This window comes from Sphingobacterium endophyticum, from assembly GCF_009733535.1.
Lineage (GTDB): Bacteria > Bacteroidota > Bacteroidia > Sphingobacteriales > Sphingobacteriaceae > Sphingobacterium > Sphingobacterium endophyticum.
Map to the genome: position 1 here is coordinate 497,158 of NZ_SMMI01000003.1, position 16,277 is coordinate 513,434.

General features: G+C 37.1%; 11 protein-coding genes. 9 read left to right on the forward strand and 2 right to left on the reverse strand.

Going from position 1 to position 16,277, the window contains the following annotated elements:
- Positions 1 to 14: 14 nt before the first annotated feature.
- The 4 genes from E0Y80_RS05135 to E0Y80_RS05150 all read left to right on the forward strand — a co-directional run bounded on the left by E0Y80_RS05135 (position 15) and on the right by E0Y80_RS05150 (position 7,531).
- A complete protein-coding gene (locus tag E0Y80_RS05135) occupies positions 15 to 3,332 on the forward strand; it encodes a SusC/RagA family TonB-linked outer membrane protein (protein ID WP_156306330.1) in 3,318 nt (1,105 codons plus the stop codon).
- Between the two features lie 4 nt (positions 3,333 to 3,336).
- Positions 3,337 to 4,926 (forward strand): SusD/RagB family nutrient-binding outer membrane lipoprotein, encoded by a 1,590-nt coding sequence (locus E0Y80_RS05140; RefSeq protein ID WP_156306332.1) that lies wholly within the window; start codon positions 3,337 to 3,339, stop codon positions 4,924 to 4,926.
- Between the two features lie 74 nt (positions 4,927 to 5,000).
- On the forward strand, positions 5,001 to 6,431 hold the full coding sequence (locus E0Y80_RS05145; protein WP_156306334.1) for an alpha-L-fucosidase: 1,431 nt from the start codon (positions 5,001 to 5,003) through the stop codon (positions 6,429 to 6,431).
- Between the two features lie 68 nt (positions 6,432 to 6,499).
- Positions 6,500 to 7,531: a sialidase family protein gene (locus tag E0Y80_RS05150; protein WP_156306335.1), complete on the forward strand. Its 1,032-nt coding sequence runs from the start codon at positions 6,500 to 6,502 to the stop codon at positions 7,529 to 7,531.
- A 12-nt stretch (positions 7,532 to 7,543) separates the two neighbouring features.
- On the opposite strand, the gene E0Y80_RS05155 is transcribed toward E0Y80_RS05150, so the two are convergent.
- Positions 7,544 to 9,319 carry an aminopeptidase P family protein gene (locus E0Y80_RS05155; protein ID WP_156306337.1) on the reverse strand — a complete coding sequence of 592 codons (1,776 nt, stop codon included), beginning with the start codon at positions 9,317 to 9,319 and terminating at the stop codon, positions 7,544 to 7,546.
- Between the two features lie 128 nt (positions 9,320 to 9,447).
- On the opposite strand from E0Y80_RS05155, the gene dacB reads away from it, so the two are divergent.
- The 5 genes from dacB to E0Y80_RS05180 all read left to right on the forward strand — a co-directional run bounded on the left by dacB (position 9,448) and on the right by E0Y80_RS05180 (position 15,360).
- Entirely contained in the window at positions 9,448 to 10,878 is a 1,431-nt protein-coding gene (dacB, locus tag E0Y80_RS05160) for a D-alanyl-D-alanine carboxypeptidase/D-alanyl-D-alanine endopeptidase (RefSeq protein WP_156306339.1), read from the forward strand.
- 48 nt (positions 10,879 to 10,926) lie between these two features.
- Positions 10,927 to 13,212 carry an NADP-dependent malic enzyme gene (locus E0Y80_RS05165; protein WP_156306341.1) on the forward strand — a complete coding sequence of 762 codons (2,286 nt, stop codon included), beginning with the start codon at positions 10,927 to 10,929 and terminating at the stop codon, positions 13,210 to 13,212.
- Positions 13,213 to 13,221: 9 nt separating this feature from the next.
- Positions 13,222 to 13,806, forward strand: coding sequence for a Holliday junction branch migration protein RuvA (gene ruvA / locus E0Y80_RS05170; protein WP_156306343.1), 585 nt, complete (start codon positions 13,222 to 13,224; stop codon positions 13,804 to 13,806).
- A gap of 200 nt (positions 13,807 to 14,006) precedes the next feature.
- Positions 14,007 to 14,480 carry a GAF domain-containing protein gene (locus tag E0Y80_RS05175; RefSeq protein WP_156306345.1) on the forward strand — a complete coding sequence of 158 codons (474 nt, stop codon included), beginning with the start codon at positions 14,007 to 14,009 and terminating at the stop codon, positions 14,478 to 14,480.
- A 46-nt stretch (positions 14,481 to 14,526) separates the two neighbouring features.
- A complete protein-coding gene (locus E0Y80_RS05180; RefSeq protein ID WP_156306347.1) occupies positions 14,527 to 15,360 on the forward strand; it encodes a hypothetical protein in 834 nt (277 codons plus the stop codon).
- Here the strand turns inward: E0Y80_RS05180 and E0Y80_RS05185 are convergent.
- Complete coding sequence (locus E0Y80_RS05185; RefSeq protein ID WP_156306349.1) at positions 15,329 to 16,249, reverse strand: WD40 repeat domain-containing protein; 921 nt, start codon at positions 16,247 to 16,249, stop codon at positions 15,329 to 15,331. The two genes, E0Y80_RS05180 and E0Y80_RS05185, sit on opposite strands and share 32 nt — an antisense overlap.
- Positions 16,250 to 16,277 lie beyond the last annotated feature (28 nt).

Consider the following 16,277-nt stretch of genomic DNA (forward strand, 5'->3'; position numbering starts at 1 on the left):
TAAATCATCAACAAATGAGCAAATTTTACGCTAAATGTTGCAGTATAACCCTGATTATGCTTCTTAGTATAACGACGTTATTTGCACAACAAACTGTTACGGGGAGAGTAACAGATCCAAGTGGAGAAGGCCTTGCTGGTGTGAGTGTGACTGTTGTTGGAACCAACAAAGCAGCTCAAACTAACATGGATGGTAACTTTTCCATTCAAGCCAATAATGGCCAAAAACTACGCTTTACAAGTGTAGGCTTTCAATCTCAAGAAGTTGCAGTGACTTCGACAACCGTAAATGTTTCCCTTCAGGAAGATGCCGGAAACATTGACGAGGTGGTTGTAACCGCAATGGGTATTAAAAGAGCACCTAAGGAATTAGGTTATGCGATGAGTACCGTAGAGGCAAAAGAATTAACGAAAACTGGTTCACCTAACGTTGCAGGCGCTTTGTACGGTAAGGCTCCAGGGGTACGTATTTCTTCATCCCCAGGTGGTGCTACTTCAGGTATCAATATCAATATCCGTGGTACTAACTCGGTGACCGGAAGTTCTCAACCTTTAATCATTATCGATGGGGTACCTATGAGAACAACAGCTTTTAACAACTCTAACTATTGGGGTGACCAACGCGCAAGAGGTAATGGATTAGAAGACCTGAACCCTGAAGATATCGAATCAATCTCAGTTTTAAAAGGTGCTTCTGCAGCTGCATTATACGGTTCTGAAGCATTAAACGGTGTTGTAATGGTTACTACAAAATCTGGAAAAGGTGGTCAGGGAGTAGCAATTGACTTTAATGCTACTTATACTCATGATCAAATCGCTTATCTTCCAAGATTCCAAGACGTTCGTGGTCCGGGTTATTCAATCGAATATTCTGATGCCGGTCAAAAAGAAGATAAATTCTTCTACTATGATCAATCAATGGCAATTGATGGAGTAACTAGAGGAGTATTAGGTGCAACAATCAACTATGGACCTAAATTTGACGGCCAACCGATTATTTCATGGGATGGAAAAGTTAGACCATATGTAGCACAAAATTCGTACGATAAGTTCTTCAACAATCCTAACAACACGATTTTCAACTTGGCGTTGAGCAATACTACTGATAAGTCAAATACAAGGTTCTCTTTAACTAGACAAGATAACCAAATGACATCCCTAGATTCTTATAACAAGAAAAATATCGCGAGTATTAACTCAACATTTAAATTTTGGGACAAATTGACTACCGATGTTGTTGTAAACTACATCAACCAACATACGCATAACAGACCGTTCATGACTGATCGTATGATCAATAACTTTACAGGGATGATCTCTACTTTTGATAACCCTGAATGGTATTTAGATAAATATCAAACAAGTCTTGGTTATAAATATGTGGTGGGTACAAACTCTCAAAGCTTAACTCCAGGTGAAAATCTAATCTATAATGGATATAAAACCGATGTTTTAGATTTTATGTGGAACACAAAAGCAAGACAGTACGATGAATACTCAAACAGAATCATCGGTTCATTCACAAATACTTGGCAAGTTACTGAGGACTTCTCTGTTCGTGGAAGGTTTTCTGCTGATATGACAAACTTGAAAACTGATGACAAACAGCCAAACGAACAACCATTAGCATTTACTAACGGTGGTTTTTATGGCCTAAGCAACCAAACTGCTAACGTCTATTATACCGATTTATTGGCTACATATTCTAAACAGATTACCGATAATGTAAAATTAGGTGCTATGGTCGGATATACCGCAACAAGCTCTGAAACTACAAATATGTCAACGAATACGGATGGTGGATTGAGTGTTAGAAATTGGTATGATGTAAGTGCTTCAATTAACCAAGGTAGAGCTTCTTCTTCAAAATTGAATACATTAAGAGACGCAACATTCGGTTCAGTAAACTTTAACTTTAAAGATTTCTGGTTTGTTGAAGGTACTTTGAGAAGAGAAAGAATCTCAACAATGCACCCGGATAACAACGTATTGTACTATCCTTCAGTAAATACCAGTATTATCCTTTCTGAAGCATTCCAAATGCCTGAATATTTTGATTATGCAAAACTAAGAGGTTCTTATGGTATTGTGGGTAAATACCCAACAGCATATCAAAGTGCATTAAGTTATACTCAATATACTTTGGGTAATCAAGGTTCCGGCACTTCTGTACTCTATACACAAATTCCTACTTCTTCTTTCGGAAATGAAAAAATCAAACCTGAAAATAAACATGAGATGGAGTTTGGTATTGAAACTAGATTGTTCAAAAATAGATTAGGATTTGACATTACTTATTACAATGGTAAAATTGTAGACCAAATCTTAAACTATACGCTTCCTAATACTTCAGGTGCTTCTTCAATCTTAGCAAACGTTGGTACTTTAAGAAATAAGGGTTGGGAATTTGCAATCACAGGTGTTCCTATTCAAAATGACAACTTTAAATGGAACACAGTATTAAACTTCTCTATGAATAAAAACATGGTTGAAGAATTACCAGGTGGTGCTTCTCAGTTAATGCTTGCTGATTACGATGGTGCAGCTGCACAATTGGTTGCTAACGTAGGTCAGTCAATGGGGGACATTATGGTACACCCTTACGTTTACGATGCTTCCGGAAAGAAAGTCGTTCAGGATAATGGTCTTTACCAATTAGATGCAGATGCTTGGGTTAAAGCTGGAAATGCAATGCCTAAAGCTGTGGGTGGTTTAATCAACACATTTACGTATAAAAACTTTACCCTTGACGCATTAATCGATTTCCGTTGGGGTGGTCATGTCATGCCAACTGGTATTAACTGGATGAAGAGCCGTGGTTTATTAGAAGAAACTCTTACAGCTATGGACACTGAACATGGCGGTCTTAGTTATTATCTAAAAGATGGCAAAGGTATTGCTACCTCTGGAAGTGCTGGCCCTAATGGGGAAAAGGTATTTACTGATGGTATGTTGATGGATGGTGTTCTAGCTGATGGATCGACTAACGGCAATATCATTTCTCAAGCTTATTATTACGCTCAAACTTACAACTGGGGTGGACCTCAATACTCCAACTCGAATTATGGATTGTATGTTGAGAAAAATAACTACATCAAAATGAGAGAACTATCTTTAGGATATAGACTTCCTAATACATTTTCTAAGAAATTAAGAGCTAAAAACTTAACTATTTCTGCTTTTGGAAGAAACTTATTTTTCCTTTACAGATCGGTTAAAGATTTAGATCCTGAGCAAATGACAGGTGGTTCATTCTGGGTTAATAACGTTACGAACGCAGGTACTGCTCCTGCAACAAGAACTTATGGTTTCATGTTACGTGCTAGCTTCTAAAATTATGAAAACAACAAAATTATTCGTGATAGCTGGTTTACTGACAGCATCACTTTCAACGATAACATCTTGTAAAAAAGGTGACTTTGATTCCGACTACCGTGATCCTTCGAAGGTAACTGAGGCTACAATAGAAAAACAATTTGCCGGAATACAATATGGATTTATTGAACTGGTAGTTCCTACCTATAGAAATTACTTCGTTACACTTTCTCCAACAATTCATAGATATGTTCAAACAATAGGTTGGGCTAATGCTACAGATCATCTAACTCCAGGAATGGCGGCAATTAATGACCGTTGGGAAAGATATTACAAAGGCCTAGCTCAATTCAAAGAGTTTGAAAAAATCTATAATGCAAGCCCTGATGCTGAAAAACAACTTAAAAAAGTGTTTTATTTGACATCAAAAATCTTCTTTTATGATTTAACCCAACAACAAGTAGACCTTCATGGAGATATTCCTTGGTCTGAGGCAGGTCTTTTGAGTACAAATGGTGGTGATTATACAATCTCCTATCCGAAATATGATAAAGCTGCTGATATCTACACTAAAATGCTTGATGATTTAAAATCGATCAGTAATGAATTGAGCAGCTATACATTACCATCTACGGTAACTGAATCATTCAGAACCCAAGATTTAATAAATTCTGGTAATGTAGACTTGTGGAAAAGGTACTGTAATTCACTACGATTAAGAATGCTAACTCGTGTTTCAGGCAATGCACAATTCTCTGCTAGAGCTACGCAAGAAATCAATGAAATCATCAACAGTCCAACGAAATTTCCATTGGTTTCTAAAAATGATGAAAACGTTCAGTTAGATATCTTTAATAATGCTTCTGATGTAAATGCTAGAGGTTTCCAAGATGCTATCGAAAGCTGGAACAACAATATCGCTGGAAAGGTGATGATCGATCACATGCTTTCAAAAGCAGACCCTAGGTTACCGTTTATGTTTGAACCTGGTGCAGGTGCTAAAGGTGAATTTATCGGTCTTGATCAATCTCTTCCTGGGGCTACACAGTCTGCTCAAATTGCAGGAACACCAGCTAATCCAAGCAAAATTGCAATTTACAACAGATCAACTTATTCTCGTAACCAGAATTTTCCTGGAATATTGGTGACAGCATCTGAAGTTAATTTCTTGCTTGCTGAACATTTATTGAAAACTGGAAATGCCGCATCAGCTAAAACTAACTTTGAAAACGGTATAAAACAATCTATCGATTTACAAGTAAGACTTAGAAATGTGAGCAACAATAGTTTGGTTGCAAAACCCGAAGCTCCTGTAGCTGCTGACATCAATAAATATATCGCTAATATCGGTTGGGGTACCAACAATACGCAATTAATTGCAATGCAAAAATGGTTACACTTCAACATTATTCAATCTGTTGAAAACTGGTCTGAGGTGAGACGTTTGAACTATCCAGTATTTGCTTTTAGAATTGAATCTTCAGATTTTCAAAAGACTGTTCCTGTTAAATGGAATATTCCTCAATCGGAAGTTACTTACAACACTGAAAACTACAATGCTGTAAAAGATCAGGATAATGTGAATACCAAATTATTCTGGGACGTAAATTAATTTTACCAATCCAATCCATAGAAAAAGCCACAAATTGTGGCTTTTCTTTTATGGTCACTCCTAAACTTAATACAATGAAGAAATCAAAATTATTTACCGCTGCTCTTCTATTAACTTCCTCTCTAGCATTTGGACAAGCCCATAATGTATCAGCAGGATACCAAAAACCTTCTGACCCCGATGTGCTACAAAACTTAGAAGAATGGCAGGATATGAAATTCGGCCTTTTTATGCATTGGGGGACTTACAGCCAATGGGGAATCGTTGAAAGCTGGAGTATATGTCCTGAAGATGAAGGTTGGACACAACGCAAACCGGAACATGGGAAATCCTATTACGAATATGTCAGAAACTATGAAAACCTACAGAAAACGTTTAACCCTGTCGACTTCAACCCTCAAAAATGGGCAGATGCCGCAAAAGCAGCAGGGATGAAATATGTCGTATTCACAACGAAACACCACGATGGATTTGCCATGTTTGACACCAAGGAATCCGACTATAAAATCACCGATAAAAAAACTCCTTTTTCTACAAACCCAAAAGCTAATGTAACCAAAGAAATCTTTAATTCTTTCAGAAAAGACGGTTTTAAAATTGGGGCGTATTTCTCTAAGCCAGACTGGCATACAGAACACTATTGGTGGTCTTATTTCCCACCTAAAGATAGAAATGTTAATTATGACCCTACAAAATATCCTGAACGTTGGAATAACTTTAAAAACTACACTTATAACCAAATCAATGAGTTAACCTCTGAATATGGAAAGGTCGATATTTTATGGTTAGACGGAGGCTGGGTAAGACCTTTCAGCACAATTGATCAATCTGTTGACTGGCAACGCGGAATAAAAGTTGAACAGGATATTGATATGGATAGAATTGGAGGTATGGCGAGAAAAAACCAACCTGGAATTATCGTGGTTGATCGAACTGTTCCTGGAAAATGGGAAAACTATGTAACCCCCGAACAAGCAATCCCTGAACATCCGCTAGATATTCCTTGGGAAAGTTGCATTACCATGGGAAATTCATTCTCATATGTTCCAAATGATCAATATAAACCAACAAAAAAAATCGTGGAAACACTGGTAAAGATTATTTCTAGAGGTGGTAATTATCTGATGAATATCGCTCCGGGTCCTAATGGTGATTTTGATCAAGCTGCATACGATCGATTGGAAGAACTTGCTTCTTGGATTAAAACAAATGAATCTGCCATTTATGCTACTCGTAGTATCGCTCCCTACCATGAAAATGAATATTATTACACACGCAGTAAGGACAATAAAACCATTAACGTTTTCCATTTAACTGAAGGTGAAACTTATCAGGCACCAAAAACATTTTCATTTCAGCTTCCTCAAAATAGTAAGGTTAATACTGTAAAAATCCTCGGGCATCCAGGAAAAGTGAAATGGTCTTTAAAAGACAATACGATTACAGTTCAAAATTCTGCAAAGAATTTAAGCTATGCTACGGCAATTCAGGTCACACTAAAATAGAAGTTTGGATACAATTTCCTATTTTAACAGATAATTTAGGAATTGTATCCATCTTTAAACCAATCCTTATGAAAGTCTTCTATTGCATTTTTCTATTGTTTGTTGTTCCTTATTTCTCATTAGGACAAATTCCTAATGCAAAAATATTGAAATCAGAGTTTATATTTGAACAAGGGAAATATTTTGCACAATGTCATGCATCCAGCATAGAGGAGGCTAAAAACGGGAATTTATTAACGACTTGGTTTGCAGGGTCGCATGAAGGGAATCAAGATGTAAAAATTTGGGGATCTATTTACAACGGAAATAAATGGTCAGCACCACAAGTTTGGGCAGATGGAATTGCAGATAAGACCTATCCTTGTTGGAATCCTGTACTCTTTCGAAAAGAAGCTGAGTCTACGATCTACCTTTTTTATAAAGTTGGTCCAAATCCTAGAGAATGGTGGGGAATGATGAAGACCTCAAAGGACAATGGAAAGACCTGGTCTAAACCTGAAAGATTGCCGGACGGGATTTTAGGCCCTATTAAAAACAAACCTAAAGAATTAGCAAATGGATCCGTAATTGCGCCATCCAGTGAAGAGTTATCTGAAACAAGATGGTTAGCCCATGTAGAAATTGCAGATGCTAAAATGAAAAATTGGAAAAAAATCCCAATAGACCATGAATCCTCCTTTAATGTAATTCAACCTAGCATTGTCTTTCATCCGGATAATAGCATCCAGGTTCTTTGCCGAAGTCGAGAAGGTTCCGTGTTTACATCTTGGTCAAAAGACCAGGGCAAGTCCTGGTCAAAACTCGAAAAAACAAACCTAATCAACCCCAATTCCGGAACAGACGCCATTGCAGTCGGCAACAACTATTGGATTGTTTACAACCCCGATATCCCCGGAAAAGAATGGTGGGAAGGAAGAGCAAAATTAAATATTGCTTACTCTAAAGACGGCCTAAACTGGGAAAAATTCCTAGCCCTCGAAAATAACGATAAAGGTGAATTTAGCTATCCCACAATTTTCCAGGATTCTAAAGGTAAAGTCCATATTACTTATACCTACGATCGAGTAAATATTAAACATTTGATAATCGACCCAAAATAACCTTTCTCTTCTTTAAATCGCTTTGGTTTTTTCTTTCAGCCATGCTTTCTCACTATCATCCAATTTTGGAGATAGGCTTTCAAACACCCAGTCATTATACTTATTCAACCAGGCTATATGTTTTTGATCTAGTAGTGACTTATCAACGAGATCAGTAGCAATATAACAAATCGTTAAAGTCTCAAAATCCATGAATTCACCGAATTGGTTGCTTTCAATTACTTTGGATAAGACCAGATTTTCAATCCGAATTCCATATTCCCCTTCTCTATATAGCCCGGGTTCAATGGAAGTAATCATTCCCGCTTCCACTGGTATATCAATTGCCGCCATATTGAAAACTTGTGGACCTTCATGCACATTTAGGAAGAATCCTACACCATGACCTGTTCCATGTCCATAATTTCTAAAGGTTTCCCACAATGGTCGTCTTGTAATAGCATCAATGGAGTATCCTTTCGTTCCTTTTGGAAATACCGCCACAGATCCATCAATAGTTCCTTTGAGTACGAGCGTATAATCTGTTTTCTCTGCTTCCGTGATATTGCCTAATGAAATAACACGGGTGATATCGGTAGTTCCATCTGTATATTGACCCCCGGAATCAACCAACAATAATCCTTCTGCTTTTAAAGAGGAATTGCTGGTTTCAGTTGCTTTGTAATGCGGTAGTGCGCCATGAGCCCTATAACCTGCAATGGTATCAAATGAAATATCGACAAACCCTTCTGAATCCGCTCTTAATTGTTGAAGTTTTTCTGCAATAGAAATTTCAGAAAGCGCTCCTGAACTCACGTTTTCCTCAACCCATTTAAAGAATTTTGTCAACGCAACACCGTCCTTTATCATAGCGTTTCTCGTATGAGAAATCTCAACCTGATTTTTAATGGATTTTAAAGCCGTGGAAGGGTTCATGTCTTCCAAAATTTCAACTTCTGCAGGAACAGAATCATAGATTGCAAAACAAGTCTTCTTTGGATCTAATAATATTCTTTTTGCTTGAAGATTCTTTACTTTTTCAAATGCCTCCTGATAGTTTGAAACTTCAATACCCGCATTCTGTAACGTTGAAATATCTGTTGCAGATAACTTATTGTCTCCAATAAACAGAATATTCCGCTCTTGTTCGATCAATAAAAACCCCAAGACAACGGGGTTACAGTGTACATCATTCCCACGGATATTTAAGATCCATGCTAAATCATCTAATGAAGACACAAAATGCACATCCGCTCGTTTTTCCTTTAATTTCTCTTTTACAGCTGAAATTTTATCTTCAGTAGATTGACCTGTTGTATTTACATCAATTAAATACGCACGTTCTTGAGGAAGTTCTGGTCTATTTTCCCAAATATTGTCCAATAAATCCAGATGTCCATTAACCAATATTCCTAATGGCTCTAGTTCATTTTGAACAGCCTGAGCTACCGCAACTGAAGCTAGGTTCCCATCAAAGGCAACTGTATCACCAGACTTTAAATGTTTAGAAAGCCAGGTCGCATATTCAGCACGTCCTTGAACTTGAAGTTTCACCAATTCAAATCCTGTTCCCGCTAATTGTTCTGCAGCCTGAACAAAATATCTTGAATCCGTCCATAGCCCTGCAAAATCTTGAGTGATCGCTAAGGTACCTGCGGAACCGGTAAATCCCGATGTCCAGGCAATGCACTTGTATCTCTCCGGAAGGTATTCGCTAATATGTGGGTCTGAGGAAGGAATTATATAGGCATCTACACCCTTTTCTTTCATCTCTTGACGGATGGAAGCTAATTTCTCGATGTATTTCATTATGTTATTTTTAATAATCCTCGCAAGTTATAAAAACTCTCACAATTAATACATTCACTTCATCATACATTTGAAATTTTACAATTTAAATGTACTACTTGTGCAGTAGATTACGATATTTGCTACCTATGAGAAGATTTTTTTCATTTTTTTATTTCCTTACGGTATGTAGCTTAGTAAGTGTACACACATTACAGGCTCAAGGGGTAAAATCAAAAGTTCAAACAGCATTTGAAACTTTTAGTAAGAACCCATCTCTTAAAAATGGTATGGCTTCCTTGACTGTCATTAATTCTAAAACAGGCGAGGTTGTTTTTGATAGTAATAATCAAATCGGCATGCCAACCGCATCTACCTTGAAAGTCATCACTTCCATTACCGCACTTGATCTTTTAGGCGCTGACTTCACGTTTCAAACCGATCTTTCCTACACCGGAACAATTGATTCCCTGGGAACTTTAAATGGTAATATCATTATTGAAGGTAAAGGTGATCCTACACTTGGAAGCGACCGCTATCCAGAAACGAAACCTGAAGTATTATTAGCAAAATGGAAAGATGCCATCGTAAAAGCTGGCATTAAACAGATTAATGGAAAATTAATCGCTGATGACAAGCTCTTCAATGGATATGACGTTCCAGGAACCTGGATGTGGACTGATATCGGAAACTATTATGGCGCTGGTGTATCTGCGTTAAATTGGAAAGAAAATAAACAGGGGGTAAACTTTACGGTTAGTAGACCTGGACAGCCAGCAAAACTAAACCCTGTGAAAACCCCGCCCTTCTATACTTTGATTAATGAAGTAAAAACAGGATCTAATGGTTCTGGAGATAATGTATATGCTTTTTCTGCTCCCTACTCTACCGAAGTATATTTGAGAGGAACCTATGGCGCTGACCTGAAAAAAACAATTGAAATATCAGTGCCTGACCCTGCACTCGATCTAGCTTATTCTTTAGCAGAAACATTAAGCCAAGATTCCATTTTAATTTCGGATACTGTAATTACAGCGAAACGATTATTGAATATGGATTCCCTGTCCCTTATGGACGGTAATAGAAACTTACTTCTCTCTGTAAAGTCGCCAAGATTAGGAGAAATTGTACATTGGTTTAATCAAAAGAGCATTAATCTTTATGGAGAATCTTTGTTGAAGATTATAGGCGGGATATCTGCAATGGATTTCAATACTGAAAGTGCAGCTTCCTTAGTTTCAAAATACTGGCAAAATAAGCTTGCAATCGATCCTAGTGCGATAAACACCTTTGATGGATCGGGATTATCTCCACAAAACAGGGTAACGACTTTGGCAATGGGCAAGATTATGCAGTATGCTAAAGAGAGACCATGGTATGATGAATTTTTAAAATCTTTGCCCAACATTAACAATACCAGCATGAAAAGTGGTACTATTGGCGGAGTTTTAGGATATACAGGCTATCAGAAGGCTAGTGATGGGCAAGAATATACGTTCGCATTATTAGTGAACAATTACCAAGGCCCTGCTGGTCAAATGCGCCAAAGAATGTTTAAATTATTAGATGTATTAAAGTAGATTATTACTAGGTAATAGTCATGAATATAAGTATAAACCAAAATTGTAATGAGTAACATCAACAGAAAAAAAGACGCTTTAAATTACCATGCAATGGGGCGTCCGGGCAAAATCGCAGTGGTTCCAACGAAACCTCACAGTTCCCAAAGAGATCTTTCTTTGGCGTATTCCCCAGGGGTAGCTGAACCTTGCTTGGCAATTGCAGAAAATAGCGAAGATGCTTATAAATATACTGCCAAAGGAAACTTGGTAGCCGTAATCAGTAATGGTACTGCCGTATTAGGCTTAGGTGATATCGGTGCTCAAGCTGGTAAACCCGTAATGGAAGGTAAAGGATTACTTTTCAAAATCTTTGCTGATATCGATGTCTTTGACATCGAATTGGACACTAAAAATGTTGATGAATTTGTAAATATCGTAAAAGCCTTGGAGCCTACTTTCGGTGGTGTAAACCTTGAAGACATCAAAGCTCCGGAATGTTTTGAAATCGAACGTCGATTAAAAGCCGAAATGAATATCCCTGTCATGCATGATGATCAGCATGGAACGGCAATTATCTCTGGTGCTGCATTGATTAACGCTTGCGAATTACAAGGTAAAAATATTGCTGAAGTAAAAATCGTAGTTAACGGAGCTGGTGCTGCAGCTATTTCATGTACGGCAATGTATGTGGCTGTAGGAGCTAAAAAAGAAAACATTGTCATGTTGGATAGTAAGGGGGTAATACGTAAAGATCGCGAGACCTTAGATCCAACAAAAGCTGAATGGGCTACAGATCGTGATATACATACTTTAGCAGATGCCGTGAAGGATTCCGACGTTTTCATTGGACTTTCAGCAGCGGATGTATTAACGCAAGACATGCTAAAAAGCATGGCTCCGAAACCGATCGTCTTAGCAATGGCGAACCCGAACCCTGAAATCGCTTATGCGCTTGCTATTGAAACTCGTGATGATTTAATAATAGGTACTGGCCGCTCTGATTTCCCTAATCAAGTTAACAATGTATTAGGTTTCCCTTATATCTTCCGTGGGGCTTTAGATGTTAGAGCAACCGCTATTAACGAGGAAATGAAAATCGCAGCAGTAAAAGCAATTGCTGAATTAGCTAAACAACCGGTTCCGGAAGAAGTAAATATAGCATACAACACCAATAACCTTCGCTTTGGAATTGAGTATGTCATTCCTAAACCAACTGACCCACGTTTGATTACTGAAGTTTCTGTAGCTGTTGCAAAAGCTGCCATAGAATCTGGGGTAGCACGTAAAGTCATTGAAGATTGGGATGCTTACCGCGACGAACTTCGTAAACGCTTAGGAAAAGATGATCGATTGGTTCGCACAATCACGGCTAAAGCAAAATCAAATCCTAAACGCGTTGTATTTGCAGAAGCAGACAACTATAAAACGCTTCGTGCTGCTCAAATCGTAAAAGAAGAAGGTATTGCTTTCCCAATTTTATTAGGCAACCAAAACAAAATCAACGGTTTAATTAAAGAATATGGCTTCGAATTGGATGGAGTTGATATAATTGATCCTCAGTCAGAAATTAAATCTGAACGATTTGAAAAATATGCTGATCATCTGTACCAAAAGAGACAGCGCCGTGGCATCAATAAATTAGATTCTCGTAAGTTAATGACGAACAGGAACTATTTTGCTGCAAGTATGGTTGAATTTGGTGATGCGGATACATTGATTTCTGGTCTTACAAGGAATTATGCATCCACCATACGTCCAGCTTTACAAGTAATTGGTGCAAAACCAGGAAGTAGAGTGGCTGGAATGTACATTATGTTGACTAGCCAAGGTCCTCTTTTCTTTGGGGACACAACGGTAAATGCCAACCCTAATGCACAGGAATTAGCTGATATCTCAGTCTTATTAGATTCTGCTGTAAAACGCTTTAATATCAAGCCAAGATTAGCAATGCTTTCTTATTCTAATTTCGGTTCCAACGATGGTGATATTTCTGACAAAGTAAGAGATGCTGTAAAAATCTTACATAAAGAACATCCTGAAATTGTTGCTGATGGTGAAATCCAAGCAAACTTCGCATTAAATAAAAATCTATTGGCAGATAACTTCCCATTCTCAACTTTGAATGGAGAACCTGCGAATACCTTAGTTTTCCCTAACCTCGAATCTGGTAATATTGCATACAAATTATTGCAGGAGGTAGGTAATGCTGAAGCTGTTGGTCCTGTACTTTTGGGAATGAACAAACCTGTACACGTTCTTCAATTGGATAGCTCGGTACGTGAAATTGTCAACATGGTTACAATTGCTGTTGTAGATGCCATTGAACATGAAAAAGTATTAAACAATCAATAAGCATAGCTTATGTACGAATATTTTAAAGGAAAACTTGTATTTAAAGCTCCCACCCACGTCATTTTAGAAGTGGGTGGGATTGGCTATTATTTGCATATTTCCCTAACCACCTACAGTTTAATTAAGGATAAAGAGGATTGTAAACTTTATGCTTCCTTCCAGGTTCGCGAAGATTCTCAAACACTTTTTGGATTTGCAACCGAAGCTGAAAGACATTTATTTCATCACCTTATCTCTGTTTCTGGTATCGGTCCAAATACAGGAAGGATGATGCTATCCTCGATCACACCAGAAGAAATACAGCAAGCTATTGTTGCAGGTCAGGTGAATGTGATTCAAAAAATTAAAGGTATTGGCCCTAAAACAGCACAAAGAGTTATTCTGGAACTTCAGGACAAATTGAAAAAACAAGGCCCTGATGCACTTATTCCGTTACCTTTAAGTAAACCTTCTTCCTCCGAAGAAGCACTTACCGCATTGGTCATGTTAGGATTTCCAAAAGCTCAAGCCGAAAAAGTACTCCACGCAATTTACATCGCTGAACCCGAACTAACCGTCGAACAACTCATAAAAGCCGCATTGAAAAAAATGTGAGGTAGTATATAGTATTTAGTAGTTAGTATTAAGTAGTTAGATGATTGGCAAGGGTTATATATAGTCACTTATCAAACTTTACAAAATCTAACTACTAAATACTCAATACTAACTACTTATAAAAAAATCTAACTACTAAATACTTTATACTCAATACTCTTATGTCTTATGTCTTATGTCTAACTACTAATTACTAAACAATGGAAAACTTAAATATTTCAAAAGGTACTAAAGAACAACAGTATCAATCACTTATTCCTCAAATTAAAGGATTGTTAACTGGAGAAAACAATGTTGTTGCCAATATGGCAAATATCGCAGCAGCTCTAAAAGAACAATTTGATTTCTTTTGGGTTGGATTTTATTTGGTTGAAGGCAATGAATTGGTTTTAGGTCCATTTCAAGGTCCTGTTGCATGTACAAGGATTGCTTACAATCGTGGTGTTTGTGGCACTGCATGGGCAAAAGAAGAAACTCTAATTGTCCCTAATGTTGAGGAATTCCCAGGCCATATAGCATGTAGTTCGCTCTCTAAATCAGAAATTGTGGTTCCTATTCTTAAAGACGGTAACTGTATTGGAGTTTTAGACGTCGACAGCAAAGAACTAAATTCATTTGACTTAATCGATAAGCAATACTTAAAAGCTATTCTTGAACTCTTTACATCTCAGTAAAGATTATTATATTTGTGCTACCAAAATCATTAACTATTAACCAAATATGGCAGCACCAAGGACATTGTCTTTATTGAATTTCTTGATTGTAGCATTGAATTTCCTTTGGATAGCAATTTTAGAAAATGCAATTCTTTTTGACTTTACGTTTACGGACACTATTGCCTTTTACCCCTCTTATTTAACGCCCGCTTTTTTTACCTATAAAATTTGGTCATTCATCGCTATTTCAATGATTTTGGCTGCTTATTTTATGTTCAGAGGCACTCAAGAACCTCACTACAGCAGCAATACCATAAAAAAAGTTGAAAAAATAGATTATCTCTTAATATTAAACCAAATGGCATTAGGGTTAAGTATGACGTTAAAGCATAATGATTATTTCTTTTGGTCGATTTTATATACAGGGGTATGTTTAATTACGGTTCTAATAATCAATAATAGAATTCATATTCAGAAATTAACTTCCAATTCATTAACACGTTATTTTATCAGGTTAGGATTTGGAGTTTATACCGGCTGGATTATGTTTGTTTTTGGATTTAATTCTGCCGTAATTCTTTCAAAATTAAGCCTTCAATTGGGAGAACAACAATTCTTCTTTTTAAATGTTGCTGTACTTCTTTTGGTTACCTTGGCTATGGTTATATATTCATATTACTACTTTCTACCTTCAGTATCAGCAGTATTAGTCTGGGGTTGTTATGGCGTTTATTATCAGGCTAATCTATCTGATATTTCTGATCGTCACGATATTAAACCTTACCTTATTTTTGCCATGCTTATTGGAGCTATTTTTACCGCTTATAACTATTATAGATGTAACGTAAGAAGAAATCAAATAAACATTATGATGGAAGAGCCTCCTTCCATACCTTAACCGATTTATCGTCGCTTACAGTAATTAATCTATGATTTGCCCATATAAATGAATTTATCGAAAGATAATGGCTATCATATCCTCGATCCCTAGAAATATTTTTGATCAATCCTAAATCTTCCAAACGCCATATTTTTATCGATTTGTCGCGACTTACTGTTGCCAATAATCTTTTCTCTGGATTCAATGCAATACCATATACTGTAAACATATGTGGAATAACTTCCCTTTGAATCTCAAGATTTAGATCTAGCTGGAATAGCTTCGCATCCCTGCCGCCTGTAAATAGCCTATCATTAAGGTCAAATTGTATACTGGTTACAGGTAGTTCATGAATCTTTTTCCGGGTAATTTCCTGAAAATCTCCAGCTTGATATAAATAGATAAAGCCATTTTTATCACCGAAAGCAATGAGGTCTCCACTATTTGATACCTCTATCACTCGAACTGTTGTCTCGGAAATTTTAAAACGATACAGTAATTCAAAATTACCCAGGCTCCATACATAGGCATAGCCTTCTTCTCCAATAGCTATCAATTCCTTTTTCTCAGGAATGGTTTTAATCGAAAAGATAGCGCCCTTCTCAGTTTTAAGATTGGCAACTAAGCTTTGATTTATTGTATCTACGATCATTAATTGCCCCGACCGTAATCCTATTGCTAGATAATTGCTTTCAGGAATTGAATATAAGGAATAAACCGAACTGCCAACCTTACAAAGTATCCTTCGAAAGCTCATACTTTCCAAATCCCATTCCACAACCCCTTTATCATTTCCTCCTGTAAATAAAGTATTTGGATCGGTAGCAGATACTGCTAATGTATAGATAGGATTCTGATGACCCGTTAAGGTACCTAATAGCTCAATATCCTTATTTTCATTGTTCATAGTATACAAAGATAACCTTGTTGGATCA

Coding starts and splice junctions, on each gene's coding strand:
- E0Y80_RS05135 (WP_156306330.1), top strand. CDS start 15: ATGAGCAAATTTTACGCTAAATGTTGCAGTATAACCCTGATTATGCTT.
- E0Y80_RS05140 (WP_156306332.1), top strand. CDS start 3,337: ATGAAAACAACAAAATTATTCGTGATAGCTGGTTTACTGACAGCATCA.
- E0Y80_RS05145 (WP_156306334.1), top strand. CDS start 5,001: ATGAAGAAATCAAAATTATTTACCGCTGCTCTTCTATTAACTTCCTCT.
- E0Y80_RS05150 (WP_156306335.1), top strand. CDS start 6,500: ATGAAAGTCTTCTATTGCATTTTTCTATTGTTTGTTGTTCCTTATTTC.
- E0Y80_RS05155 (WP_156306337.1), bottom strand. CDS start 9,319: ATGAAATACATCGAGAAATTAGCTTCCATCCGTCAAGAGATGAAAGAA.
- dacB (WP_156306339.1), top strand. CDS start 9,448: ATGAGAAGATTTTTTTCATTTTTTTATTTCCTTACGGTATGTAGCTTA.
- E0Y80_RS05165 (WP_156306341.1), top strand. CDS start 10,927: ATGAGTAACATCAACAGAAAAAAAGACGCTTTAAATTACCATGCAATG.
- ruvA (WP_156306343.1), top strand. CDS start 13,222: ATGTACGAATATTTTAAAGGAAAACTTGTATTTAAAGCTCCCACCCAC.
- E0Y80_RS05175 (WP_156306345.1), top strand. CDS start 14,007: ATGGAAAACTTAAATATTTCAAAAGGTACTAAAGAACAACAGTATCAA.
- E0Y80_RS05180 (WP_156306347.1), top strand. CDS start 14,527: ATGGCAGCACCAAGGACATTGTCTTTATTGAATTTCTTGATTGTAGCA.
- E0Y80_RS05185 (WP_156306349.1), bottom strand. CDS start 16,249: ATGAACAATGAAAATAAGGATATTGAGCTATTAGGTACCTTAACGGGT.